The sequence below is a fragment of the Mycobacterium sp. IS-1556 genome, assembly GCF_001499985.1.
Lineage (GTDB): Bacteria > Actinomycetota > Actinomycetes > Mycobacteriales > Mycobacteriaceae > Mycobacterium.
Map to the genome: position 1 here is coordinate 263551 of NZ_LQIM01000001.1, position 23910 is coordinate 287460.

Annotated in this window: 25 protein-coding genes and 1 pseudogene; 9 read left to right on the top strand and 17 right to left on the bottom strand. The window is 67.5% G+C overall.

Annotated elements, in window-relative coordinates:
• Positions 1 to 30 precede the first annotated feature (30 nt).
• Positions 31 to 1137, top strand: coding sequence for an alcohol dehydrogenase catalytic domain-containing protein (locus tag AU187_RS01290; protein WP_059100616.1), 1107 nt, complete (start codon positions 31 to 33; stop codon positions 1135 to 1137).
• Here AU187_RS01290 and AU187_RS01295 read toward each other — a convergent pair.
• Genes AU187_RS01295 through AU187_RS01305 form a run of 3 tightly spaced genes read right to left on the bottom strand, consistent with a single transcriptional unit; the run spans position 1121 to position 4548 of the window.
• Positions 1121 to 2011, bottom strand: a complete 891-nt coding sequence (locus tag AU187_RS01295) for a mechanosensitive ion channel family protein (RefSeq protein WP_059100615.1) — start codon at positions 2009 to 2011, stop codon at positions 1121 to 1123. The genes AU187_RS01290 and AU187_RS01295 overlap by 17 nt on opposite strands.
• A 48-nt stretch (positions 2012 to 2059) precedes the next feature.
• Positions 2060 to 3868, bottom strand: a complete 1809-nt coding sequence (locus tag AU187_RS01300; protein ID WP_059166163.1) for an acyl-CoA dehydrogenase — start codon at positions 3866 to 3868, stop codon at positions 2060 to 2062.
• Complete coding sequence (locus AU187_RS01305; RefSeq protein WP_059100613.1) at positions 3865 to 4548, bottom strand: TetR/AcrR family transcriptional regulator; 684 nt, start codon at positions 4546 to 4548, stop codon at positions 3865 to 3867. Before AU187_RS01305 ends, AU187_RS01300 begins: the two co-directional genes overlap by 4 nt.
• Positions 4549 to 4685: 137 nt before the next feature.
• On the opposite strand from AU187_RS01305, the pseudogene AU187_RS25815 reads away from it, so the two are divergent.
• A pseudogene (locus AU187_RS25815) lies at positions 4686 to 4796 on the top strand (CAP domain-containing protein); the annotation flags it as partial.
• A gap of 8 nt (positions 4797 to 4804) precedes the next feature.
• Here the strand turns inward: AU187_RS25815 and AU187_RS01310 are convergent.
• From AU187_RS01310 to AU187_RS01320, 3 genes are read right to left on the bottom strand one after another with little or no spacing between them, the layout of a single operon-like run.
• Positions 4805 to 6238 carry an NAD(P)(+) transhydrogenase (Re/Si-specific) subunit beta gene (locus tag AU187_RS01310; RefSeq protein ID WP_059166164.1) on the bottom strand — a complete coding sequence of 478 codons (1434 nt, stop codon included), beginning with the start codon at positions 6236 to 6238 and terminating at the stop codon, positions 4805 to 4807.
• Positions 6235 to 6561: an NAD(P) transhydrogenase subunit alpha part 2 gene (locus tag AU187_RS01315; protein ID WP_059100611.1), complete on the bottom strand. Its 327-nt coding sequence runs from the start codon at positions 6559 to 6561 to the stop codon at positions 6235 to 6237. The genes AU187_RS01310 and AU187_RS01315 overlap by 4 nt, the downstream gene beginning before the upstream one ends.
• 9 nt (positions 6562 to 6570) lie before the next feature.
• Positions 6571 to 7698, bottom strand: coding sequence for a Re/Si-specific NAD(P)(+) transhydrogenase subunit alpha (locus tag AU187_RS01320; protein WP_059166165.1), 1128 nt, complete (start codon positions 7696 to 7698; stop codon positions 6571 to 6573).
• A gap of 113 nt (positions 7699 to 7811) precedes the next feature.
• Between AU187_RS01320 and AU187_RS01325 the strand changes: the two genes are divergently transcribed.
• The 3 genes from AU187_RS01325 (at position 7812) to AU187_RS01335 (ending at position 11312) form a co-directional block, all read left to right on the top strand.
• Positions 7812 to 8708, top strand: coding sequence for a DUF4436 domain-containing protein (locus AU187_RS01325; protein WP_172800123.1), 897 nt, complete (start codon positions 7812 to 7814; stop codon positions 8706 to 8708).
• A gap of 48 nt (positions 8709 to 8756) precedes the next feature.
• Positions 8757 to 9899, top strand: coding sequence for an acyl-CoA dehydrogenase family protein (locus tag AU187_RS01330; protein WP_059166167.1), 1143 nt, complete (start codon positions 8757 to 8759; stop codon positions 9897 to 9899).
• 63 nt (positions 9900 to 9962) lie between these two features.
• Complete coding sequence (locus AU187_RS01335) at positions 9963 to 11312, top strand: cytochrome P450 (protein ID WP_082691732.1); 1350 nt, start codon at positions 9963 to 9965, stop codon at positions 11310 to 11312.
• Here the strand turns inward: AU187_RS01335 and AU187_RS01340 are convergent.
• Positions 11309 to 12487 (bottom strand): sensor histidine kinase, encoded by a 1179-nt coding sequence (locus AU187_RS01340; protein ID WP_059166168.1) that lies wholly within the window; start codon positions 12485 to 12487, stop codon positions 11309 to 11311. The genes AU187_RS01335 and AU187_RS01340 overlap by 4 nt on opposite strands.
• A gap of 6 nt (positions 12488 to 12493) precedes the next feature.
• The gene (locus tag AU187_RS01345; protein ID WP_286131837.1) at positions 12494 to 13144 is read right to left on the bottom strand and encodes a response regulator; all 651 of its coding nucleotides are present in this window, start codon (positions 13142 to 13144) and stop codon (positions 12494 to 12496) included.
• Positions 13145 to 13321: 177 nt separating this feature from the next.
• Between AU187_RS01345 and AU187_RS01350 the strand changes: the two genes are divergently transcribed.
• A complete protein-coding gene (locus AU187_RS01350; RefSeq protein WP_059166169.1) occupies positions 13322 to 13564 on the top strand; it encodes a hypothetical protein in 243 nt (80 codons plus the stop codon).
• A 55-nt stretch (positions 13565 to 13619) separates the two neighbouring features.
• On the opposite strand, the gene ahpD is transcribed toward AU187_RS01350, so the two are convergent.
• Together ahpD and AU187_RS01360 are read right to left on the bottom strand one after the other, a co-directional pair.
• Positions 13620 to 14150: an alkyl hydroperoxide reductase AhpD gene (ahpD, locus tag AU187_RS01355; protein WP_059100780.1), complete on the bottom strand. Its 531-nt coding sequence runs from the start codon at positions 14148 to 14150 to the stop codon at positions 13620 to 13622.
• A 2-nt stretch (positions 14151 to 14152) separates the two neighbouring features.
• Positions 14153 to 14740 (bottom strand): peroxiredoxin, encoded by a 588-nt coding sequence (locus tag AU187_RS01360; RefSeq protein WP_059100605.1) that lies wholly within the window; start codon positions 14738 to 14740, stop codon positions 14153 to 14155.
• A 224-nt stretch (positions 14741 to 14964) separates the two neighbouring features.
• Here AU187_RS01360 and AU187_RS01365 point away from each other — a divergent pair, with 224 nt between their 5' ends.
• Genes AU187_RS01365 through AU187_RS01375 form a run of 3 tightly spaced genes read left to right on the top strand, consistent with a single transcriptional unit; the run spans position 14965 to position 17338 of the window.
• Positions 14965 to 15219 (top strand): hypothetical protein, encoded by a 255-nt coding sequence (locus tag AU187_RS01365; RefSeq protein ID WP_059100604.1) that lies wholly within the window; start codon positions 14965 to 14967, stop codon positions 15217 to 15219.
• Positions 15220 to 15254: 35 nt separating this feature from the next.
• Positions 15255 to 16544 (top strand): acyl-CoA dehydrogenase family protein, encoded by a 1290-nt coding sequence (locus AU187_RS01370; RefSeq protein WP_286131852.1) that lies wholly within the window; start codon positions 15255 to 15257, stop codon positions 16542 to 16544.
• Positions 16541 to 17338, top strand: coding sequence for a tyrosine-protein phosphatase (locus AU187_RS01375; RefSeq protein ID WP_059166171.1), 798 nt, complete (start codon positions 16541 to 16543; stop codon positions 17336 to 17338). Before AU187_RS01370 ends, AU187_RS01375 begins: the two co-directional genes overlap by 4 nt.
• Positions 17339 to 17421: 83 nt before the next feature.
• On the opposite strand, the gene AU187_RS01380 is transcribed toward AU187_RS01375, so the two are convergent.
• From AU187_RS01380 to AU187_RS01410, 7 genes are all read right to left on the bottom strand, one after another.
• Positions 17422 to 18585, bottom strand: coding sequence for an LLM class flavin-dependent oxidoreductase (locus AU187_RS01380; RefSeq protein ID WP_059166172.1), 1164 nt, complete (start codon positions 18583 to 18585; stop codon positions 17422 to 17424).
• 9 nt (positions 18586 to 18594) lie between these two features.
• Positions 18595 to 19080: a DUF456 domain-containing protein gene (locus AU187_RS01385; RefSeq protein WP_059166173.1), complete on the bottom strand. Its 486-nt coding sequence runs from the start codon at positions 19078 to 19080 to the stop codon at positions 18595 to 18597.
• 10 nt (positions 19081 to 19090) lie between these two features.
• On the bottom strand, positions 19091 to 19840 hold the full coding sequence (locus AU187_RS01390) for a methyltransferase domain-containing protein (protein ID WP_059166174.1): 750 nt from the start codon (positions 19838 to 19840) through the stop codon (positions 19091 to 19093).
• A 25-nt stretch (positions 19841 to 19865) separates the two neighbouring features.
• Positions 19866 to 20570, bottom strand: coding sequence for a haloacid dehalogenase type II (locus AU187_RS01395; protein WP_059166175.1), 705 nt, complete (start codon positions 20568 to 20570; stop codon positions 19866 to 19868).
• Positions 20571 to 21536, bottom strand: coding sequence for an NADPH:quinone oxidoreductase family protein (locus AU187_RS01400; protein WP_059166176.1), 966 nt, complete (start codon positions 21534 to 21536; stop codon positions 20571 to 20573).
• Between the two features lie 10 nt (positions 21537 to 21546).
• On the bottom strand, positions 21547 to 22410 hold the full coding sequence (locus AU187_RS01405; RefSeq protein ID WP_059100596.1) for an SDR family oxidoreductase: 864 nt from the start codon (positions 22408 to 22410) through the stop codon (positions 21547 to 21549).
• Between the two features lie 72 nt (positions 22411 to 22482).
• Positions 22483 to 23883 carry an aldehyde dehydrogenase family protein gene (locus tag AU187_RS01410; RefSeq protein WP_059166177.1) on the bottom strand — a complete coding sequence of 467 codons (1401 nt, stop codon included), beginning with the start codon at positions 23881 to 23883 and terminating at the stop codon, positions 22483 to 22485.
• Between the last annotated feature and the right edge of the window lie 27 nt (positions 23884 to 23910).

Genomic DNA, 23910 nt, shown 5'->3' on the forward strand with positions numbered 1-23910 from the left:
GGCAGCAGTGTCGCAGGCAGGCTGGTGGCCATGAGGATCCGCGGTGCCGTGTTGGAAGAGATCGGCCGCGCGCGGCCGTACGCCGAGACCAGGCCACTGTCGGTCGGTGAGCTGGACCTCGACCCGCCGGGCAGCGGCGAACTGCTGGTGCGCGTCGAGGCCGCCGGGTTGTGCCACTCCGACCTGTCGGTGGTCGACGGCAACCGGGTGCGACCGGTGCCGATGCTGCTCGGCCACGAGGCGGCCGGGGTCGTCGAGGCGCTCGGCGCAGGCGTCTCCGACGTGAGCGTCGGCGACCGCGTCGTGATGACCTTCCTGCCGCGCTGCGGCCAATGCCCGGCGTGCGCCACCGACGGCCTCACCCCCTGCGAGCCCGGCAGCGCGGCCAACGCGGCAGGCACGTTGATGACCGGGGCGCGCCGGCTGTCGCGCGACGGCCGGCCCGTGCACCACCATCTCGGCGTCTCCGGTTTCGCCACCCATGCGGTGGTCGACCGGCGCTCGGTGGTGCCGGTGCCCGACGACGTGCCCGCGGCCGTGGCATCGCTGCTCGGTTGCGCGGTGCTGACCGGCGGCGGCGCGATGATCAACGCCGGCCGCCCCCGCCGGGGCGACACCGTGGCCGTCGTCGGCCTCGGCGGCGTCGGCATGGCAGCGGTGCTCACCGCCTTGGCTCAGGACGACGTTCACGTGGTGGGCGTCGACCCGCTGCCCGACAAGCTGGAAAGGGTGCGCCGTATGGGCGCGCACGAGGCTTACCCGCCCGACGAGGCGCGTGATCGGGGCCTCAAGGCGACCGTCGTGGTCGAGGCGGTCGGCCATCCGAGTGCGCTGGAGACCGCGGTCGATCTCACTGCTGCGGGCGGCCGGACCGTGTCGGTCGGCTTGCCCCACCCCGACGCGCGAGTTTCACTGTCCCCGTTGGGCTTTGTGGCCGAGGGCCGGTCACTGATCGGGAGCTATCTCGGATCGGCGGTGCCCTCGCGTGAGATCCCGTACTTCGTCGGGCTGTGGCGTGCGGGCCGGCTGCCCGTCGAGTCGCTCGTGTCCTCGACGATCACCCTCGACGAAATCAATTCGGGCATGGATGAACTCGCCGACGGCAAAGCCGTACGGCAGGTCATCCGCTTCGACTAGACGCCAGTTCGGCGTCGGCGACGCCTTCGCGCCGCAGCGTCGAGACGATCAGCGCGCGCAGCCTGCGGCCGACCTCGAACTGCTTACCGGGCAACGTGCGAGCGACCACCTGTAGGTTCACTGTGTCCTTCTCGATGCTCTCGACGCCCATCAGCGCAGGCTCGTCCAGCAGCAGATCTGGCAGGCCGTCGTCATCCATGGCCGTCTTCGAGACGTCCCGGAGCAGATCGGTGACGTGGTTGATGTCCGCACTGGCCGGCACCGGCACGTCGACCACGGCGCGGGCCCAGTCTTTCGACAGGTTCAGCGATTTCACGATCTGACCGTTCGGCACGGTGTAGACCTCGCCGTCGCTGGTGCGCACCTTGGTGACACGCAGCGTGACGTCCTCGACCGTGCCGCGGGCGTCGCCGCCACTGGTCACGCTGAGCTGCACCAGATCGCCGAAGCCGTACTGCTTTTCGGTGATGATGAAGAACCCGCTCAGCAGGTCCTGCACGATCCGCTGCGCACCGAAGCCGAACGCCGCGCCCAACACCGCGGCGGGCGCCACCAGCGAGCCGATCGGCAAGCCCAGTTGGTTGGCGATGTCGACGGCCACCACGATGTAGAGCACCGCGATAGCAACCGACGAGATCACCGATGCGACGGCCCGCCGATGCTTGACGCGTTCGGGCTGCAGCGCCGCATCGCCGTCGCCACCGCGATCCAGTCGCCTGCTGATGCGCCCGGCCCCCCAGCGGATCACCCGGGTGGCGACGAGCGCGAACAGCACCACCAGCGCGATGTGCAACCCCTTCGTCGCCAGCCAGTTCCCGACGTGTCCGGTCCAGAACTGATTCCAGGTGTCGTTGAACGCCAAGTTGGAAGTCATCGCACACGCGGCTTCCCACTACCGCGGGGAAGCCAAACGACGTGCCGGTCAGAACCAGTCGGCGCGCATGTCCACGGTGGTGCGGTCCAGGCTCGCGAGCAGATCCAGTTGCGGTGCGGTCCTGGGTAGTTCGTAGCGGAAGAAGTAGCGGGCGGCCTGGCGTTTGCCGTCGTAGAAGTCACCGCTGTGACCGTGCGCGGCGAGTTCCTGCTGCAACCAGATCCAGGCGACGACGATGTGTCCGAACGCCTCGAGGTAGACCACGCTGTTGGCCATCGCGGCCTCGATGTCACCGGAGCCGAACATCTCGGCGGTGACAGCGGCGAGGCGTTGCCATGCGGCGTCGAGGAGCCTCGCATGCTCGGCGGGCTGAGCGCCGAGTGCGCCGGCCTCCGCCACCGTCCGGCCGATCGCGTCGCCCACCGCGGCCAGGCCGGCGCCGCCATGCGATGGCACCTTGCGACCCAACAGGTCCAGGCTCTGGATGCCGTGCGTGCCTTCGTGGATCGGGTTGAGCCGATTGTCGCGGTAATGCTGTTCGACGTCGTACTCGCGGGTGTAGCCGTACCCGCCGTGCACTTGGATGGCCAGATCGTTGGCGGCCAGGCACCACTGCGAGGGCCAACTCTTGCCGACCGGCGTCAGCATCTCGAGCTGCAGCGTGGCGCTTTCCCGCTCTTCACCGGACGAAGCGCTGTGCACAAGGTCGACGAGCTTGGCGCAGTACAGCAGCAGCGCCAGGCCGCCTTCCGCATACGCCTTCTGCGCCAACAACATTCGCTTCACATCTGCATGCTCGATGATGGGCACCTGCGGTGTCGAGGGGTCCTTGGCGCCGACCGGCCGGCCCTGCGGACGCTCGCGTGCGTACTCCACCGATTTGAGGTAGCCGGTGTAGCCCAGCGCCACCGCGCCCATCCCGACGCCCAGCCGGGCCTCGTTCATCATCGTGAACATGTAGGCGATACCGCGGTGCGCTTCGCCGACGAGGTAACCGACCGCGCCGGGTTGCCCACCCGGCGTGTAGGCGCCCTCACCGAGGTTGAGCACGGTGTTGGTGATGCCGCGTTGGCCCATCTTGTGGTTCAAGCCCGCCAGCACCACGTCGTTGCGCTCGCCGATCGCACCGCTTTCGTCCAGCAGGTACTTCGGCACGATGAACAGCGAGATGCCCTTGGTCCCCGGCGGCCCGCCCGGAATCTTCGCGAGTACCAGGTTGACGATGTTGTCGGTCAGCTCGTGTTCGGCGCCGGAGATCCACATCTTCGACCCGAACAGCCGGTACGTACCGGGCTGAGCGGAATCGCGCTGCGGTTCGGCGCGGGTGAGGATGTCGGCCAGCGACGAACCCGCCTGCGCTTCCGAGAGCGCCATGGTGCCGGAGAACCGTCCGGCCAACATCGGTTTGACGAACTCCTCGATCTGCTGCTGCGTGCCGAACCGGGCCAGCAGGTTGGCGTTGGCCATCGTGAGCATGAGGTAGCCCGTCGTGCTGATGTTGGCCGCCGAGAACCAGGCGAATGCCGCCTGCGCCAGCGTCGCGGGCAACTGCGCGCCGCCGAGCCGATGATCCATCGACATCGCGATCAGGTCGGCTTGCGCGAACGCGTCCCACGCTTCCTTGACCTCGGGGATGACGGTGACCTTCTCGCCGTCGAAGCACGGCTCGTTGGCGTCGCTCTTCTTGTTGTGCGTCGCGAAGTACCGCGTCGCCAACTGCTCGCACAGCTCCAGCACCGCGTCGAAGGTCTCGCGCGAATGTTCGGCGAACCGCTCACGGCTGGTCAGCTCATCGACCCGCAGCCACTCATAGAGCAGGAAATCGAGGTCGCGGCGCGAGAGCAGCAGGGACTTCACGGTGCGGTGGCCGTGTCCGGTTCGCCGGGCAGCGCGTCGACCTCGATGCCCAACGGTGACTCCGTGCGCACCGACTCGTCGCGGATCAAGCCGCGCAACAGCGCCGTGCTGAACTCGACGGCTATCTCCTGCGCCGTGCGCCTGCCGTGCGGCCGCAGCCAGCGATAGGCCCCCAGCGTCATCCCGATGTAGCCCAACGCCAGCACGTGGGAGTCGCAGTCGTGGAACTCTCCGCTGGCGATGCCGCGGTCGATGACGTCGCGAACATGCTCGTAGACCTGGGTTTCCTTCTCGCGGATGTAGGCCACCTGGTCTTCGGTGAACCACTCGCCGATGTATGGGCCCTCCTGGAAGTACACCGCCGCGCGCTCGATGTCGCTGGCGATGCCGACCAGCAGCCGCCGGGTGAAGTGGTAGATCGTCTCTCGAGCCGACGCCGACGGGTCGTCGTGCAGCGCGTCGACCGTGGAGTCGGCGGCGCCCTTGTAGATGTCGTAGAGGATCAGCGACTTGCTCGCGTAGTAGTGGTAGACGGTCGCCTTGTTCAGGCCGACGGCGTCGGCGACGTCGTCCATCCGGGTGCCGTGGTAGCCGCGCGCGGCGAAGAGCTTGGTGGCGACGGCCAACAACTCATCGCGACGGGTCCTCCCGTTCGGGGGGGCGGCTTCCGGAGAGGGCATGGCGACTCACTATATGCAGGGCCGAACGTCAGCCGGGCGTCAATCAACTGGTTGGAAGTGTAGGTGTTGGGGGTGTCGCAGCCCGCATGCCGGGTCTAGACTTCGGGCATAACCAGCCGCACTCGAGAGGTGACCACATGGATCCGAACCCGGACTATGACGCGAGCGACGAGCTGGAATACGGGGTCAACTGGTTCGCCTGGATACTCCGCGGCGTCTATCCGCCACCCGCCTACCCGCCGGTCTGAACCGCCGACTACAGCGCTTTGAGTTCCTCGATCACCGAGGTGACGGACTTCTTGGCGTCGCCGAACAGCATCGAGGTCTGGTCGAGGAAGAACAGCGGATTCTCGATGCCCGCATAACCGGCGTTCATCGACCGCTTGAGGACGATGACAGACCGCGACTCGTCGACGTTGAGGATCGGCATGCCGTGAATCGGGGAGCTCGGGTCGTTGCGCGCCGCCGGGTTGGTGACGTCGTTGGCGCCGATGACGAGCGTGACGTCGGTGCGGCCGAACTCGCCGTTGACATCGTCCATCTCCTTCATCGCGTCGTACTCGACGTCGGCCTCGGCCAGTAGCACGTTCATGTGCCCCGGCATGCGGCCCGCGACCGGATGGATGGCGTACTTCACTTCCACGCCTTTGGATTCCAGCAGGTCGGCCATCTCCTTGACGGTGTGCTGGGCCTGCGCGACGGCCAGCCCGTAGCCGGGGACCACGATCACCTGGTTGGCGTAGGCCATCTGAATCGCGGCGTCCGCGGCGGAGGTGGATTTGACGGTCCCCTGGTCGCCGTCCGGGCCGGCCACTGCGGCGCTGCCACCGCCGAAGGAGCCGAACACGATCGCCGGGATGGAGCGGTTCATCGCCACGGCCATCAGGTTGGTCAGGATCGAACCGGACGCGCCGACGATCATGCCCGCGACGATCATCGCGGTGTTGTTCAACGCCAAACCCGCTGCCGCGGCCGACAATCCGGTCAACGCGTTGAGCAGTGAGATGACCACCGGCATGTCGGCGCCACCGATCGGGAACACCACGAACAGGCCCATCAGGCCGGCCAGCGCGAGCACCGCCATGATCGTCCAACCCGGGCTGCCGGCACCGGCGTTGAGCCCGATGTAGACGGCGGCGGCGGTCGCGCCGAGCAGCAGCAGCACGTTGGCGGCCTGGAACAGCTTGGCGGAGGCGACAAGTCGCTTCTCGACGTTCTTCGGAATCGACTCCTGCAGTTTGAGGAACGCCACCAGCGAGCCCCAGAACGACACCGAACCGATGATCGCGGCGAACAGTGAACCGGCCACCAACGCGACCGTCGGGTGCTGATCGGGCGTGAAGTGTGCGAAGCCGTCTGTCTCGATGAACTCCGACCACGCGATCAAAGCGACGGTGCCGCCGCCGACACCGTTGAACAGCGCGACCAACTGCGGCATCGCGGTCATCTTGGTCTTCTTGGCCGGCGGCGCACCGAGAATCACGCCCAGCGCCAGTCCGGCGACGATGAGGATCCAGTTGATCGACGCGGTGTCGCGCACCTTGATCAGCGTCGCGACCACGGCGATGGCCATACCGGTGGCCGCGATCCAGTTGCCGCGCACCGCGGTCTTCGGTCCGGTCAGCCCGGACAACCCGAGGATGAACAGCGAGAACGCCAGGATGTAGAGGACGGTGACGAGGTAGTTCACTTGTCTGCCGCCTCAACAGCTTTGGGTTCCGGCCTGCGGGACTTGAACATCCCGAGCATCCGGTCCGTCACCAGGAAGCCGCCGATGACGTTGAGGGTGCCGAAGATCAGCGCGACGAACGCGATGATCCGCACCCCCCAGTGGGCGTCGGCGGGCAGGTCGCCCAGCACGATCAGCGCGCCGAGCACCACGATGCCGTGGATGGCGTTGGTGCCCGACATCAGCGGGGTGTGCAAGGTGTTGGGCACCTTGGAGATCACGGCGAACCCGACGAACCCGGCGAGCACCAGGATCGCGAGGTTGGCCAGCAAGTGGTCGTACATCTATGCCCTCTAGCTCTCTGCACCGCTCGCGGTGCGGGTGACGCAGGAGGCCGCCACGACCTCGTCATCGAAATCGGGTGCCAACGCACCATCGGTGATCAACAGTTCCAGCAGCGAGGTCAAGTTCTTCGAGTACAGCTCGCTGGCGTGCTCGGGCATGGTCGCCGGCAGGTTCAGCGGCGAGGCGATGGTGACGCCGTGGCGGACGACCGTCTGACCGGGCTCGGTGAGCTCACAGTTGCCGCCGGTCTCCCCCGCGAGGTCGACGACCACGCTGCCCGGCTTCATGCCCTCGACCGCGGCGGCCGTCACCAACCGCGGCGCGGGGCGTCCGGGCACCAGCGCGGTGGTGATCACGACGTCGAACCCGGTGATCGCCCGCTCCAGCTCCTTCTGCTGCTGGGCGCGTTCCTCCTCGGACAACTCCCGGGCGTAGCCACCCTCGCCGGCGGCCTCGATGCCCAGCTCGAGCCACTGCGCGCCGACCGAACGGACCTGATCGGCCACCTCCGGGCGCACGTCGTAGCCGGTGGTGCGCGCCCCGAGTCGCTTGGCGGTGGCCAACGCCTGCAGCCCCGCCACCCCGACGCCCAGCACCAGCACGGTCGCCGGCTTCACCGTGCCCGCGGCCGTGGTCAGCATCGGGAAGAAGCGCGTCGACTCCGACGCCGCAAGCAGCACCGCCTTGTAGCCGGCGACGTTGGCTTGCGAGGACAGCGCATCCATCACCTGGGCGCGGGAGATGCGCGGAATCGCCTCGACGGCGAACGCCTGCACGCCGGCGGTCTTCAGCGCGGCGATCTGGTTGTCGGCGTTGCGCGGCGCCAAGAACCCGATCAGCGTCTGGCCGGAGTTGAGCTTGCCGACCTCGTCGGCGGTCGGAGGCGCCACCTTCACCACCACGTCCGCCGCCCAGGCGTCGCCGATCGTCGCGCCCGCGTCGGTGTAGAGGTCGTCGGGGAGAAGGGCCCGCTCGCCCGCGCCGGATTCCACGACGACGGCCACACCGCTGTTCACCAGCGACGCGACCGCCTTCGGCACCAGCGCGACGCGGCGCTCGTCGGAGCCGGATTCGCGCACCACCCCGACCGTCGGAGCCGCCCGACCGGCGACGTCCGCATCCGTCGTCTGCGTCATGACGGAACACCTTAACCGCAACCGCTGGTCACAGCTAAATCGGTACGGACCGTCGCGGATTTCTATCGGCAAGCCGCGGCGGTTGAACCCCTGGTCGAACTAGCATCCGGTCCGTGCCACAAGACGAGCCGCCGAAAACTCGCGGTAGCACGCGTGGCCGGCTGGCCAGTATCGGCACAGTGCTGATCATCCTCGTCGTCTACGCCGGGTCGCTGGTCGGTTATCACTACGTCTCAGGTTCGGCCCGGTCGTTGGGGTCACCGGACCTCGGCGAGGACAGCGACACGATCGTGCAGGTGACCCTGGGGGCGCTACGCACCGTCGGTAACGAGTTGGACGTCAAAGTCGTCGTCTTCCCCTCCGAGGACCACATGAACACCGACCTCAATGTGGTCAACACCGATATCGCGGTGCGGCTGTTCATGAACGAGGTCAATCTCGGCATCGATGACCTGAAGACGCCGAAGGGTCAGTTGCCTGCCCAGGTCAGCACGACGATCACCGCCACCGGTGACCCGGACAAGTGGCCGTTCGACTCGTACACGGTCGGGGCGCTCGGCGCCGACCTGATCGTCGGGACCGGTGACGACCGCCAGTTCGAACCCGCCCGGGTGGTGGTGACGGGCGGCCTCGACGGCTGGGACATCACCAGCACGCGCAGCGGCCCGGCCACCCAGTCGGCCGGCGACGGCGACTACGAGACGGTGACGTTGACTCGGGCGCGGGGCCCGCTCGCTTTCGATGTCGGCCTGTGCCTGGTGCTCATCACCCTGCCCGCGCTGGCGCTGTTCGTCTCGATCGAGATGCTGCGCGGCCGCAAGAACTTCCTTCCGCCGTTCGGTACCTGGTATGCCGCGAGTTTGTTCGCGATCATCCCGATCCGGAACTTCATGCCCGGCGCACCGCCGCCCGGCGCATGGATCGACCAGATACTCGTGTTGTGGGTGCTGCTCGCGTTGACCGGGGCGATGGTCTTGTACTTCACCGCCTGGTGGAGGCGCAGCGACTGACCATTACTTTGATGGTTAGTTGACCAGCACAACACGGGAGGCCATCGGATGGCTGTCGACCGGCTGATGCCCACCCGGGACGCCGAAGACCTGATCGCGCTCACCCGAGACGTCGCCGACAAGGTGCTCGACCCGATCGTCGACGACCACGAGAAGGCCGAGCGTTATCCCGAAGGTGTGATGGCGCAGTTGGGCGCGGCCGGATTGCTGAGCCTGCCGCACCCCGAGGAGTGGGGCGGCGGCGGCCAACCGTTCGAGGTTTATCTGCAGGTGCTCGAGGAACTGGCCGCGCGCTGGGCGGCGGTCGCGGTCGCGGTCAGCGTGCACAGCCTGTCGTCGCATCCGCTGCTGGTGTTCGGCACTGACGAGCAGAAGCAGCGGTGGCTGCCGGGAATGCTGTCGGGCGAGCAGATCGGTGCCTACAGCCTGTCCGAACCGCAGGCGGGGTCGGACGCCGCGGCGCTGCGGTGCGCGGCGACCAAGGCCGAGGGCGGCGGTTATGTGCTCAACGGCTCCAAGTCCTGGATCACCCATGGCGGGCGCGCCGACTTCTACACGCTGTTCGCGCGGACGGGCGAAGGCTCCCGCGGGATTTCGTGCTTCCTGGTGCCCGGCGATCTTCGGGGGCTGAGTTTCGGCAAGCCCGAGGAGAAGATGGGCCTGCACGCGATCCCGACCACGTCGGCGTTCTACGAGGATGCCCACCTGGAGGTGCAACGGCTGATCGGCGCCGAGGGCCAGGGTCTGCAGATCGCTTTCTCCGCACTGGATTCGGGGCGGTTGGGCATCGCCGCGGTCGCCACCGGCCTGGCGCAGGCCGCGCTGGACGAGGCCGTCGCCTACGCCAACGAACGAACCACGTTCGGCCGCAAGATCATCGACCATCAGGGGCTTGGTTTTCTGCTGGCCGACATGGCCGCCGCGGTGGCCAGTGCGCGCGCGACGTACCTGGGCGCCGCCCGTCGGCGCGATGCCGGGCGGGCCTACTCGCAAGAGGCCAGCGTGGCCAAGCTGGTCGCGACCGACGCCGCGATGAAGGTCACCACCGACGCGGTCCAGGTGTTCGGCGGTGCGGGCTACACCCGCGACTACCGCGTCGAGCGGTACATGCGCGAAGCCAAGATCACCCAGATCTTCGAAGGCACCAACCAGATTCAGCGCATGGTCATCGCCCGCGGCCTCACTTCCTGAGCGCGTTGCTCACCAGCGGTTCACGCCGTAGACAGCCGTATTAGACGGGCGTATAACCAGGTCATGGCGATCGAGACGACCGGCAATCGGATTTCGTCGTGGCAGCGCACCGCCACAGCGGCGAAGGTGACGTCCGCCGAAGGACTTCCACCCGGCCCACGGATGCCCCGCGCACTCCAATCGGTGCTGATCTGGACGCAACGCCAGTGGTTCGTCCCCGCGATGCACCGCCGTTACGGCGACACCTTCACCATCAACGCCGAGCCAACCGGATACGGTGTCGTACTGCGTGATCCAGCCGATCTGCGGACGATATTTCGTGGTGATCCGGACGTCTTCCACGCCGGCGAAGGCAACGCACTACTGGCGCCGATTGTCGGCAGACGCTCCGTGCTGACGATGGACGCCCCGGAACACGTCGTCGAACGCAGGCGCATGCTGCCGCCGTTTCACGGCGAACGCATCGCCCAAGCCATCGAACTCATGGTGGAAGAGACGGAGCGTGAGGTCGCACGATGGCCAGTCGATCGTGACTTCGAGCTCTTGCCACGCATGCAGGAACTCACGCTGAACATCATCGTGCGAGTGGTCCTGGGTGTGGACGAGGACGACCGCGCGCAGGCCGTCGGTGCGGCACTGCGCCGCGTGCTGACGATCCGCCTACGCAACATGCTGCTGTGGCTTTGGCCCGGACTGCAACGCCTGCGGCCATGGACGAAGGTCGTGCGCGACATGGACCGCGCAGACGAACTCCTCTACGCCGAGATCGAGCGTCGCCGCGCGGATCCCGGCCGCGCTGGCCGCCCCGACGTGCTGTCGATGCTGCTGGACGGTGACCCCGATCCCGAGTTGGTGCGGGACGAACTGGTCACCCTGCTGGTCGCCGGGCATGAGACGACGGCGGTGGCCTTGTCGTGGACCTTCGAACGACTGCTTCGCCACCCCGGCGCGCTGGCCAAGGTACGCGCCGGACTGGACGATCCCCGCGATCCGTACCGGGCCGCGGTGGCCAAGGAAGCGTTGCGCCTACGTCCGGTGATCTTGAACAACGCGCGCCGGCTCACCCGACCGGTCGAACTGGCCGGCTGCGTCATGCCCGCCGGCACCTTGCTGATCCCGTCGATCATCGGGATTCACACCGATCCGAAGATCTGGGGCCCGAACGCCGCCGAGTTCCGGCCCGAGCGCTGGCTGGCCGACGATCCCCCCACCTATGCGTGGATTCCGTTCGGCGGCGGCGCCCGACGCTGTCTGGGCGCGACGTTCGCCCTTACCGAAATAGACGCTGTACTGCGAACCGTGCTGCGGCGCATTGATTTACGCGCCGACCGGCCGCGAGATGAATCGCGCCGCATGCACCACATCACCTTGGTGCCGTCCCGGGGAGCGCGGGTGCGCGTCGCGGCCGGTTAAAGAGTCTCGGGCGGCGAGGTGACCGTGACCTGAGTGCCATGGCCGGGCACGGAATTGATCCGCATCGACCCGCCCATCGCGTCGAACCGCGCCAGCAGCGAACCCAAGCCGATATGGCCGTCGGCCACGTACTGCTCGACGCTCGCAGGGTCGAACCCCTTGCCGTCATCGGCGACGGTCAACACGATCCGGTCGCCTTCGCGCAACAGCCCGACCCGCACCAGAGTCGCGCCGGCGTGCTTGTGGATGTTGGCGAGCAGTTCCCGCGCCGCCCGGTACAGCAACTGCTGCGACTCCGGCTTGCCGACATCATCGAGATCCGCCTCGACCACGTAGTCGCCACGAGACTCGAACTGGCGCAACAGGTCCCGTATCGCGGGCGTCAGACCGAGCTGGGCGAGCACCTGCGGGTGCAGTTCGGTCACGGTCGAGCGCAGCGCCGCGGCGGTCTGCTGCAGTGCGCTGTGCACCGTGTCGAGCGCGGGGTCGCCGGCGCGTTCCCGGACCTCGTCGAGGTCGAGGCGAGCGGCGAGCAGCGTCTGCAGCGGTCCGTCGTGCAGGTGCTCGGCGACCTCCCGGTTGTGCCGCTCGTCGGCCTGCATCGCCTCGGACACCAGTTGGCGCCGCACATCCTGCAGGTTGATCACGCGGGCCTGGCGGCGCACCAGCACCACGCACAGCGCGGTCGTCGCCGCTGCGGACCACAGCAGGAAACCGAACTGCGTGTAGACGACATCCGGCAGGCCGACCGAGTCGTCGCGCCTGGAATACACGATCCACACCGCCAGATAGCCCAGCGCGGTGCCGATTCCGAGCAGCGCGGTCAGTGTCGGGCGGTCCTGGAACGCGACCGCGATCGGTAGCAGGAAGAACACCGGAAGCAGCGCCGCGGTGGCCCCTCCGGACACCAGGCACAACACCACGACGACGAGCACGTCGACACCGGTGGACGCCCAGTTCGCCCACCGGGGCACCGGGCCGCGCAGGATCACGACCAGCCACAGCACGGCCGCGGCCGCCCACACCCCGAGGACCACGGCGTAGACACCGGGCAGCCAGTGGTCGACCTCCCAGATCCACACCAGCACCGCGACCAGCGCGATCAGTGGCAGCCGCAGAACCGCGGTGACGCGCACGGGTTCGGCGGTGAAGAAGTTCGCGATCCGGTCCAGCACGACGCGTCAGTCCAGCAGCTTGCGGCGCATCGCCTCGGCGACCGCGGCACCGCGGTCGTTGACCCCGAGCTTCTCGTAGAGCCGCTGCACATGGGTCTTCACCGTCGACGGCGCGAGGAACAGCTGCTTGGCCATCGCGGGGATGCTGGTGCCCGACGCGATCAGGCGGAGCACCTCGCGTTCGCGCGGGCTGAGCACCGGGCCTTCGGGCTCGGCGCGCTTGCGGATCTCGCCGGCCAATCCCCCGGCCAGACTCGGTGCGACGACGTCTCTGCCCTTGGCGCAGTCGAGCACCGCGGCGACGAGTTCCGAACGGGTGGACTCCTTGGGCAAGAATCCCGCCGCGCCGTTCTGCAGCGCCTGGTAGACGATCGCGGACTCGTCGTGCGCGGAGATCAGCAGCACCCGGGTGGGCAGTTCGTCGCGCAGGACGGCGGCGGCCACCTCGGCGCCGTCCATACCGGGCATTCGGTAGTCCAGCAGCGCCACCTGCGGCGTATGCGATCGAATCGCCTCGAGGGCGGCTGTTCCGTCGTCGGCCTCGGCCACCACCTCGATCTGACCGCTGGAGATCAGCGCGCGGACCACGCCGTCGCGGAACATCGGGTGGTCATCGCCCACCACCACCCGGACCTTCTCACCGGTCGTGCCGCTCACCACGCAGTCAGCTTGGCACAGCAGCGCGCCCGCTTCCTCCGATTGGCGGACACACGATTCATCCGCACCGTCCTCCGGTCGGCCGACAGACCGCGGCTGCGCGTTGCAGCATCCTTGAGCCATCGCCGGAACAACCCGGTGGCAGGCCCGAAAATCACACGCACACAGAGGATTACGATGGACACCACCGCAACTCGCCGCTTCGCCCGGCTCTTCGCGCTGTCAGCCGTCTTCGCCGGAATCGTCGCGGGCGCAGTGGCCCTCGCCGGTGCGGCCGGCGCGGGCGCCTACTCGCAGGACATGACGCCGCACCCCACCACGACCGCTCCTGCGCCCGTCACCGCGCACCCGGCGCCGGGCGCCCATCCGCACCACGGCATCCCGCATCTGACGTACGTTCAGCCCGACTACCACCGCTGAGACGCACGCAAAAGGCGGGGACACCATCGGATGTCCCCGCCTTCGCGGTTCAGGACTAGACGCCGGCGAGTACGTCGGCCGTCTGCAGCGCCTGGGCGACGCCAGAGACGATCGACGCCAGCCTGATCGCCTCGAAGATCACCGGCCGCGCCACATCCGCGTCACGGAGGGTCTTCTCGTGCGCGGTCACGCAGTGTGGGCACCCGTTGATCGCCGAGACCGCCAGCGACCACAGCTCGAAATCCTCTTTCGGGACACCGGGATTGCCGATGATGTTCATCCGCAGGCCGGCCCGCAGCTCGTCGTAGCCCTCGAGCTGGCCCCTCGTCCGGTAGAACACGTTGTTCATGCCCATGATCGCGGCCGCGCCCAGCGCGGCGTTGTAGGCCTCCTGGCTGAGGACGTCCAGTGCGTCCTCGGCGATCTCGCGCAGCAGCCGCTCCGACTTGGTCGCGGCGGCGGTCGCCACCAACGCGCCCCACAGCTGCTGTTCGGACAGCTCGGTGGTCTTGACGATGCTGCCGAGGTTGAGCTTCAGGTCCTTGGCGTACTCGGGCAGCGCGTCCTTGATGTTGTCGATGCTCACGGTCACACCGCCTCTGCCAACAGCTCGGCCGGCTTGATCGTGGGATCGCCCTTCTTCCAGTTGCAGGCGCACAGCTCGTCGGACTGCAGGGCGTCGAGAACCCGCAGCACCTCGTCGACGTTGCGGCCCACGGAGCCGGCCGTGACCGACACGAACTGGATCTCATTGTTCGGGTCGATGATGAACGTCGCCCGGTCGGCGACACCGTCGGCGTTGAGCACTCCGGTGGCCAGCGCCAGTTCCCGCTTGAGGTCGGAAGCCATCGGGAACGGCAGCTTCTTGAGGTCCTCGTGCTGGGCCCGCCACTGGAAGTGGACGAACTCGTTGTCGACGGACACTCCGATGACCTTCGCGTCGCGGTCCTCGAAATCGTCGTTGAGCTTGCCGAACGCGGCGATCTCCGTCGGGCACACGAAGGTGAAGTCCTTCGGCCAGAAGAAGACGATCCGCCACTTGCCCTCGTGGTCGTCGCTGGTCACGCGGATGAAATAGTCGTCGGGCTGCTTGGCATCGACCTCGGAGAGGTCACCGCCGACCACCGCCGCCATGTCGTAGCGGGGAAACTGGTCACCGATCGTCAACAATGCCATCGCTCGCACACCATCCTTATTGCTTAGTTTGGATTCAGTCCAGATTACCTATCCGATTCTGCGTGGTCGGCACTACAAAGACAAGGTCGCCGGACGTGATTGTGGCCACACCGGCGCCATGAAATTGGTTCCGTTTCAGCAGATTTCGGGGGACTGAGAGCGGCCGCGCCGCCTCGCCGGCCGCGCGAGACCGCAGACAGGCCGTCGTTGCTACCGTCGGGGGGATGTCGAACATCTCTGAAAACGACCGCATCGAGGACGTCACGCCGGGCGACCTGGTGCTCGTCGACCGCGGCGCCGGCCCCGTCCCGTGCAAAGTGGTCCACAAGGACGAAACCGACGGCACGTGCGTGGTCACCTACGAGGTCGACGACGGTGGAACGTTCCAAGTGGAGTACGCCGCCGGGACGCGCGTCACCCGCTCGCTCGAGGCGAAATGGGAGTCCGAACAAAGCCCGACGCAGCACAAGCCGCTCTGACCGGGTGTCATATCGTGGCTGGCATGGACTTCGCGATGTCGGCCAAGGCACAGGACTACCACAAACGCCTGACCGAGTTCATGACGGAATTCGTCTTCCCCGCCGAGGCCGAATACCACCGCTACCGCGAAGAGGCGGGACCCAAGGACCACACCGTTCCGCCGATCGTCGAGGAGTTGAAAGTCCTCGCCAGGGAGCGCGGGCTGTGGAATCTCTTCCTGCCGTCGGTCTCGGGGCTGACCAACCTGGAGTACGCGCCGCTGGCCGAGCTTTCGGGGTGGAGCCTGGAGATCGCGCCCGAGGTGCTCAACTGCGCCGCGCCGGACACCGGCAACATGGAGACGCTGCACCTGTTCGCCACCGAGGAGCAGCGCCGGCAATGGCTTGATCCGCTGCTGGGTGGCGAGATCCGCAGCGCCTTCGCGATGACGGAACCGGCGGTGGCCTCCAGCGATGCCCGCAACATCGAGACGACGATGCTGCGCGACGGGGACGACTACGTCATCAACGGCCGCAAGTGGTGGATCACCGGGGCCGCCGATCCGCGCTGCAAGATCCTGATCGTGATGGGCCGCACCAACCCCGACGCGGCCAGCCATCAGCAACAGTCGATGATCCTGGTTCCGGTCGACACACCCGGCGTCGACATCCAGCGCTCGCTTCCGGTATTCGGCTGGCAGGACCAGCACGGACACTGCGAGATCGTCTTCGACAACGTCCGGGTGCCGGTCGAGAACCTGCTGCACGAGGAGGGCAGCGGGTTCGCGATCGCCCAGGCCCGGCTGGGTCCCGGCCGTATCCACCACTGCATGCGGGCGCTGGGCGCGGCCGAGCGGGCTTTGGCGTTGATGGTCGACCGGGTGCAGAAGCGGGTCGCCTTCGGCAAGCCGCTGTCCGAGCAAGGCGTGGTGCGTGAGGCGATCGCCAAGTCGCGCAACGAAATCGATCAGGCGCGGCTGTTGTGCGAGAAGGCCGCGTGGACCATCGACCAGCGCGGCAACAAGGAAGCTCACGTGTTGGTGAGCCAGATCAAGTCGGTCGCGCCCCAAGTGGCATGCGACGTGATCGACCGCGCCATCCAGGTGCACGGCGCCGCCGGGGTCAGCGACGACTTCCCGCTGGCCCGGCTGTACAGCTGGCACCGCGCGATGCGACTGTTCGACGGGCCCGATGAGGTGCACATGCGCACCATCGCCCGGGCTGAACTCGGTAGGGAGAAAAGCGCTTTCGTATCGGCGGCGAGCCGCCAATCGGACACGGCGGCGAGCCGCCAATCCAACCCGGCGGCGAGCCATCAATCCAACACGGCGGTGACCGGCCGGTGACGATCGGACTCGGCGAGCTCTCGGGCGCATGGAACTTCCGTGACGTCGCGGCCGAGACGGGCGTGCGCCCGGGCCGGTTCTTCCGGTCCAGCGAGCTGAGTGGTCTGGACGACACCGGCCGTCGCCGCCTCGTCGAATTGGGCATCACCGATGTGGCCGATCTGCGCTCGGCGCGCGAGGTGGAGCGTCACGGCACGGGGGCGGTGCCCTCGGGCGTGGAAGTGCACCACCTCCACTTCCACGAGGTCACCGCGGTGTCCGCCGAGGCACCGCACGAGTCGGCCTTCCAGAAGATGATGACCGACAAGCCCGACGACGAGGACGTCAGCGTGGCCGCCCTGCGGTTCATGACCGAGGAGTACCAGCGGTTCCCGACGTTGCCCGGCGCGCAACGCGCTGTGCGGCAGGTCATTTCACTACTGGCGGCGGGCCGTCCCGTCATCGCGCACTGCTTCGCCGGCAAGGACCGCACCGGCTTCGCGGTGGCCACCGCCCTCGGCGCGGTGGGCGTCGACCGCGACGTGATCATGGCGGATTTTCTGCGCAGCAACGACGCGGTGCCGCAACTTCGGGAGCAGATCATGAGGTCGGTGCGCGAGCGGACCGAGACCGACGAGGAAGTCACGTTCGTAGAGGCGCGACTGACCGACGCGGTGCTCGGCGTGCGCGAGGAGTATCTCGCCGCCGCGCGCCGTTCGATCGACCAGAACTACGGTTCGTTGCGCGGCTATCTCGAGGCGGCGGGCGTGCCAGACGAAAAGGTCACCCGGCTACGCGCCGCGCTGCTGGGCTGATCTTCGCCCAAGAACGTGGGTTACCCGCACGCTGTTTGCGGTTTTGGTGTGACATGAGCCCACGCTCGGCCGGCTGCTAGCGGCTACTTGCCGCCCTTTTCCGCCTCGTACTTCTTGGTCATGTGGTCGATCGCGCTGAGCTGCGACTGGGCGAATTCCTCGCGTACTTGGCCAGCCCGCGCCGCGGCGTCCAGCGTCGGCTGCGCCTGACCCTGGAATTGCGGGAACACCTCGGCGGCGAACAATTCCGCCGAACGTTTGGTGGCCGCCGGGTTGGCCCACTCGTGGCCCATCTGCAGCAGGCACCCGAACCCACCGGACTGATCCCACAACCGCTGCACCTGAGCCCGGGCCCGCTCCGGCGTGCCGATCACCCCGGCGCCGGCCTCGTTGATGATGTCGATCATGTCGTCGATGCGGTCGCCCGGAATCGTCATCTGCGGGAACGCCGCGATTTTCTGGAAGTAGTTGAACCATGGCTCGATACCGAACCGGACGTCGGCACGGGCCTGCTCATCGGTCTCGGCGATGTGGAACGGCCCGACCAGCGACCAGTTGCGGCGGTCGACTGTGGTGCCGAACGCGGCGGCGCGCTCCTCGACGATGCCCCAGTGATGGGCGAGTGCGTCGAACCCCTCCACGACCAGCGTCGCGCCGATCGACAGCAGGCCGATGCCGTGCTTGCCCGCCAGCCGCGCGCCGGTCGGGGACGCCACCGCGGCAACGGCCAGCGGGATGCCGTCCTCCGAGTAGGGCGCCAGTTGCAGTCGCGCGTCGAACAGTTCGTGCGTCGGGGTCTTCGCCGAGACGGTCTCGCCGTTGAGTAGCCGGACCACGATGTCGAGGTTGGTCTCCAGCAGCTCGCGGGTGTCGGTGGGCGTCAGGCCGATCATCGCGGCGTCGGTGGGCAGCGAACCCGGTCCCATACCGCCGATGATGCGGCCGTGGGTGAGGTGGTCGAGCAGCATCAGCCGGTCGGCCGTCCACAGCGGGTTGTGGTACGCCAGCGAGATCACGCCCGTGCCGAACCGGATGCGTTTGGCGCGCTGGGCCGCCGCGGCGATGAACACCTCGGGCGAGCTGATGATCTCGCTGCCCGCCGAGTGGTGCTCGCCGATCCACGCCTCGTCGTATCCGACCGCGTCGAGGTGCTCGACGAGTTCGAGGTCGCGTTGCAGGGCAAGCGTCGGATTCGTCCCGGCGCGGTGAAACGGTGCGATGAAGTATCCGAAGCGCAGCTTGGCCATTTCAGCAAGCTACTGCGTCAAGTACACCCCGATGACCCAAATGACGGTGGCGAGTAGCGCGCCGGCCAGTTCCACCCCGACCGACAGGGCGACGCCTTTCAGCGCATGCTTTGTCGATGTCCAGGCGACGCGTTGGTCGTGCCGATTGGCCAGTTCAGCGAGGTAGATGCCCAGCACGAAGCCGATCGGCAGGCCGAGAACCGGGATCACGAAGAAGCCGATGATGCCGAGCGTGCCGCCGGCGACCAGGCTCCAAGTCCGCACATCGGCGTCGCGCATCCGCCGCATCGGCCAGGTGTACTTGATCAGCATGGCTGCGCCGAGGAGCACCGTCGCCGCGCCGAACGTCACCCATGCGGTGGGTTCATTCTCGACGACGGCCCACACCGCGATCGCGCCGAACACCAACAGCGTTCCGGGCAGCAGCGGAACCACGATGCCGACGATGCCGACCGCGATGGCCAGCGCCACAAGCACGATGCCGCCGGCGCTCATGGCTCGCGCCTCACGGACGGTGCGCCCGCACCCATTGGATGTTGGCGAGGGATTTGGTCCGCACGCTGATGAACCCCTGTTGCTCGAACAGGTCGCCGAGTTCGTCCTCGCCGAAGAAGTGCGCCCCGCCGCTCGACAACAGCCGAAGCGGCGCAGGCACGTGGCCCACCGTGGGGACCATGATCGCGATCCGGCCGCCGGGCCGCAGCACCCGGTACATCTCCGCGACTGCCGCCGAGGGCTCGGGAATCAGCTGCAGCACCGCGAGGGAGCTCACCGCGTCGATGCTCGCTTCCCGAAACGGCAACCGCTGGGCGTCGGCGCGCAGGAACCCGACGTTCGAGCCGGCCTGTGCGCGCACCGCCCGAGCCAGCATCGGTTCGGAGATGTCGACGCCGAGGGCCAGACCGTCCGGACCGGCGACACGCGCCAGCGATGCGGTCACGTTGCCGGGGCCGCTTCCGACGTCGAGTGCGATGCCGCCCCGGGGGATGTTCAGCGAGTCGATGGGCAGCTGCCACGCGCCGACGAATCTGCGCGCGAACGCCTGCGCGTTGTCGTAGAGCATGGAGCCAAGGCCCGATGCCCAGGCGGCCTGGATGAAGCCGGTGTTCTTCGGCGGTGCATGGTCGGTCGACGTCCGATCGCTGAGCAGGTCCAGGTAGCCCTTGCTGACGTCAACAGACGATGGCGGGTCGGTGAAGAGTTCGACCGCCCTGCGCAACGCGGGCGGGAGCGTGGTTGTCGACTGATCGGTCACTCCTCCACGCTAGCCGTTCGCGATGTCACGCGCCCAGCTTCGTCGCGAGGTCAAGGAAATCCGTTGCCATCACGTCGAATTCACCATCGCCGATTCTCGACGGGCGGCGCCTTCCCGCACCGTATTCCAGCGGCCTGTCCACCCATGCCGTCATCAGCCCTGCGCGTTTCGCCCCGCGCAGATCGCTGGCGTGCGCGGCCACCAGCATCAGCTCACCGGGTGCCACGTCGAGCAGTTCGGCGCAGCCGAGGTAGGCCTCGGGGTCGGGCTTGTAGTGGCGGAACAATTCGGCCGAGATCACGCAGTCCCACGGCAGCGCGGCGCGCTTGGCCATGTTGGTCAGCAGCGAGACGTTGCCGTTCGACAGCGTCGTGATCACGAACTTGCGCTTGAGTCGCGTGAGCCCAGCGACCGTGTCGGGCCACGGGTCGAGGCGATGCCAGCCGCGATTGAGGTGGTCGACAGCATCGCCGTCGGCGGTGATGTCGGCCTTGGCTAGCAGGTCGACGAGGATCATTCGGTGCAGGCCGTCGATCTTGGTCCACGGCAGCTCGCCGCGGCGCACCCGGTCCATCGCCGGCGGGTAGCCGGCTCGCCAATCGTCGGCGAAGGCAGCCCAATCCCGTTGCACACCTTGGGCTTTGCCGAAGTCCTCGAGCTCGCGGATGATGCTCGAGCGCCAGTCGACAACCGTGCCGAACACGTCGAACGCCAACGCCCGCGGCGCCATCTAGGGCTCCAGCACGAGCTTACCCAGCACCCCGCCGTCGGCCAGCGCCTGCAGCGCTTCGGCGCCCTTGGACAGCGGGAAGCGCACCGGCGGCGGCGGCCGCAGCCCGGCTTTGACCAACTCCGCCACCCCGAACTCGAACACGGACTGCGAGCCCGGCTTGCGGTTGACGTACTCGCCGTAGCCGACACCGATCACCGCGACATTGCGCAGCAGCAACCGGTTCACCTTCACCGTCGGAATTCCGCCTGCCGCAAAGCCGATCACCAGCAGTCGGCCCTCGACAGCGAGCGCGCGGATCGCGTCGTCGAAGGCGTCGCCGCCGATCGGGTCCACCACCAGGTCGACGCCTCGGCCGTCGGTCGCATCTTTGACCGCCTCCAGCCAACCCTCCGCGAGCGGCAACACCACATCGGCTCCCAGCGATTCGACGAAATCGGCCGCGTGCGGTCGGTGCACCATCGCGATCACCGTGGCGCCCAACGCCTTTGCAATCTGCACGGCTGCAGTGCCGACGCCGCCCGCCGATCCCAGCACCAGCACGGTCTCGCCCGGCCGCAGCGCTCCCCGTTTGGCCAGTGCGAAGTACATCGTCTGGTAATTGCCCAGCAGCGCAACGGATTCTGCGTCGTCCAGGTCGTCCGGGGTGCGCATGAGGTTGGCGGACTGCACCGCCACCTGCTCAGCCCACGCCCCGAGCATCGAGAGCGCGGTCACCCGCTGACCCGGTTTGAACTCCGACTCGTACGGTGCCGACCGCACCACCCCGGCGACCTCCATACCGGGAATGAACGGCGGCTCCAGCCGCAGCTGGTATTCGCCGCGCAACAGCAGCAGGTCGGGAAAGCTTACCCCGGCCGCACCGACGTCGACGACCACCACGTCGTCGCCGCCGGCAACGTCGTCGACATCGGTTAGGCAAAGCCCGCTGGGTCCGGTGAGCTCCTGCGCGACAAGCGCTTTCATGCAGGGAGGCTCAGCCGAGGCTGAAGGTGGCCCGCTGCGCCGCCGACAGGTCGGTGATCTCGCCCCACTTCGCGGCGATGTCGTCGACCGAGGGAACCTCGGAGAACGTGATGCCCTCGTTCTGGAACAGCGCGGTGCGCTGAACCTTGCCGCCGCCGACGATGAACACCGATGCGGTCTCGGGCAACTCCTCGGTCATCAGGTAGGCCACGACTGGGGCCACGTACTCGGGCGTCAGCTTCTCGAAGACCTCCGGCGGCAGGATGTCCTGCGTCATCCGGGTCGCTGCGATCGGGGCGACCGCGTTGGCCTTGATGTTGTACTTCGCGCCTTCCTGCGCCAGCGTGTTGATCAGGCCGACCAGACCGAGTTTGGCGGCCCCGTAGTTGGCCTGGCCGAAGTTGCCGAACAGCCCACTGGTGGAGGTGGCGACGACCACGCGGCCGAAGCTGTTCTCCCGGAAGTGCGGCCACGCCGCGCGGATCACGTTGTAACCGCCGTACAGGTGAACCTTGAGCACCGCGTCCCAGTTGGCGAACTCCATCTTGTGGAAAGTGCCGTCGCGCAGGATGCCCGCGTTGGAGACGACGCCGTCGACCTTGCCGAACTCGTCGAGCGCGGTCTTGATGATGTTCTCGGCGCCCTCGGGCTCGGCGACACTGTCGTAGTTTGCGACGGCGCGTCCGCCCGCGTCCTTGATCTCCTTGACGACCTGGTCGGCCATGTTGTGTCCGGCACCGGTGCCGTCGCGTGAACCGCCGAGGTCGTTGACGACGACGCTGGCGCCCTCCCGGGCGAGGGTCAGCGCGTACTCGCGCCCGAGTCCGCCTCCGGCCCCGGTGACGACGATGACGCGATCCTGCACTCCTGGCATGGGGTTCCTTTCTAGAGTCTGCGATTTCGGTGTCGTTGGTGGCGCTGAGCGCGTCCGATCACACCGAAATCGCTAAAACAGCCGTCTGGCGAGCTTCCAAGCCTTTTCTGTATACGGGGGGTAGATGAAGGCGCCGACGTCGGGTCGGGTCGGCTTGGTCATCACGGTCTTCTTGTGGCTGAACGTCTCGAAGCCGAACTTGCCGTGGTAGGCGCCCATGCCCGACGGTCCGACGCCACCGAACGGCAGCTTGTGGGTGGCGAAGTGGAACAGCAGATGGTTGACCACCATGCCGCCCGCGGAGATTTCCTTGACCACGCGTTCGCGGATGCTCTTGGTCTTGGTGAACAGGTAGGCCGCCAGCGGCTTGGGCCGGGAGTTCACGAAAGTGATTGCATCGTCGAGTGATTGGACCGTCATGATCGGCAGGATCGGGCCGAAGATCTCGTCGGTCATCAGCGGCTCCGCCGGGTCGGGGTCGACGACGACGGTGGGCTGGATGCTGACCTTCGCGGCGTCCGATCCGCCGCCGATCACGACGTCGCCCTTGGTGGCGGCCAGCGCGGCGGTCAGCCGGTCGAAGTGGCGCTCGTTGACGATGCGCTTGCCTTCGGGGTTCTCGGACTCGAAGGTCTGCACCGCGGCCTTGATCTTGTCGACCAGCGGGTCGCGGATCTTGGCGTCGGCCAAGACGTAGTCGGGCGCGATGCAGATCTGGCCGGAGTTGATCAGCTTGGTCCACGCGATGCGCTTGGCCGCGACGTCGAGGTCGGCGTCGGCGGACACGATCACCGGGCTCTTGCCGCCGAGTTCGAGGGTGACAGGAGTCAGGTGCGGCGCCGCACCCTCGTAGACCTTGCGGCCGATCTCGGTGCCGCCGGTGTAGAGCAGGTAGTCGAAGCCCTGCGCGATGAGTTCCTGGCTGACCCGGCCGTCGCCCTCGATCACCGCGATCGCGTCATTGTCGAGGTACTTGGGCACCAGCTCGGCCATCAGCGCCGACGACGCCGGCGCCACCTCGGACGGCTTGAGCACGACGGTGTTGCCCGCAGCGATCGCACCGACCGCGGGTCCCAGCGTCAACGCGAACGGGAAGTTCCACGCGCCGATGATCAGCACCGTGCCGAACGGCTCGTACTCGACCCAGCCGCGGCCGGGCAGCTGGTTCATCTCCAGTATCCGGTACTTGCGCTTGGCCCATTTGCGGACGTTCTTCGCGGCGTCCTTGGCTTCGCCGGCGACGCTGGCGATGTCGGCGAGCCACGCCTCGAACGGTTTGCGGCCGAGGTCCTGTTCGAGCGCGGCCGCGATCGCCTGCTCGTTTTCGAGGACGAGCCGCTCCATCGCTTTGAGCTGCTCTCTGCGCCAATCGATGCTCTTCGTGCGTCCGGTCTTGAAGGTGTCGCGCAGCCGACGGACGACGTTCGGAATGTCCTCAGTGGCTTGCGCCGACGCAGCGATTTCAGTGGTCATGATGGGTGTCCTTCCCGACCCGAGCAC

Excerpts from the sequence above, each read along its gene's own strand:
- AU187_RS01290 (WP_059100616.1), top strand. The coding sequence starts at position 31 with ATGAGGATCCGCGGTGCCGTGTTGGAAGAGATCGGCCGCGCGCGGCCG.
- AU187_RS01295 (WP_059100615.1), bottom strand. The coding sequence starts at position 2,011 with ATGACTTCCAACTTGGCGTTCAACGACACCTGGAATCAGTTCTGGACC.
- AU187_RS01305 (WP_059100613.1), bottom strand. The coding sequence starts at position 4,548 with ATGCCCTCTCCGGAAGCCGCCCCCCCGAACGGGAGGACCCGTCGCGAT.
- AU187_RS01315 (WP_059100611.1), bottom strand. The coding sequence starts at position 6,561 with ATGTACGACCACTTGCTGGCCAACCTCGCGATCCTGGTGCTCGCCGGG.
- AU187_RS01320 (WP_059166165.1), bottom strand. The coding sequence starts at position 7,698 with ATGACGCAGACGACGGATGCGGACGTCGCCGGTCGGGCGGCTCCGACG.
- AU187_RS01330 (WP_059166167.1), top strand. The coding sequence starts at position 8,757 with ATGGCTGTCGACCGGCTGATGCCCACCCGGGACGCCGAAGACCTGATC.
- AU187_RS01335 (WP_082691732.1), top strand. The coding sequence starts at position 9,963 with ATGGCGATCGAGACGACCGGCAATCGGATTTCGTCGTGGCAGCGCACC.
- AU187_RS01350 (WP_059166169.1), top strand. The coding sequence starts at position 13,322 with ATGGACACCACCGCAACTCGCCGCTTCGCCCGGCTCTTCGCGCTGTCA.
- AU187_RS01360 (WP_059100605.1), bottom strand. The coding sequence starts at position 14,740 with ATGGCATTGTTGACGATCGGTGACCAGTTTCCCCGCTACGACATGGCG.
- AU187_RS01365 (WP_059100604.1), top strand. The coding sequence starts at position 14,965 with ATGTCGAACATCTCTGAAAACGACCGCATCGAGGACGTCACGCCGGGC.
- AU187_RS01370 (WP_286131852.1), top strand. The coding sequence starts at position 15,255 with ATGTCGGCCAAGGCACAGGACTACCACAAACGCCTGACCGAGTTCATG.
- AU187_RS01380 (WP_059166172.1), bottom strand. The coding sequence starts at position 18,585 with ATGGCCAAGCTGCGCTTCGGATACTTCATCGCACCGTTTCACCGCGCC.
- AU187_RS01385 (WP_059166173.1), bottom strand. The coding sequence starts at position 19,080 with ATGAGCGCCGGCGGCATCGTGCTTGTGGCGCTGGCCATCGCGGTCGGC.
- AU187_RS01395 (WP_059166175.1), bottom strand. The coding sequence starts at position 20,570 with ATGGCGCCGCGGGCGTTGGCGTTCGACGTGTTCGGCACGGTTGTCGAC.
- AU187_RS01400 (WP_059166176.1), bottom strand. The coding sequence starts at position 21,536 with ATGAAAGCGCTTGTCGCGCAGGAGCTCACCGGACCCAGCGGGCTTTGC.
- AU187_RS01405 (WP_059100596.1), bottom strand. The coding sequence starts at position 22,410 with ATGCCAGGAGTGCAGGATCGCGTCATCGTCGTCACCGGGGCCGGAGGC.
- AU187_RS01410 (WP_059166177.1), bottom strand. The coding sequence starts at position 23,883 with ATGACCACTGAAATCGCTGCGTCGGCGCAAGCCACTGAGGACATTCCG.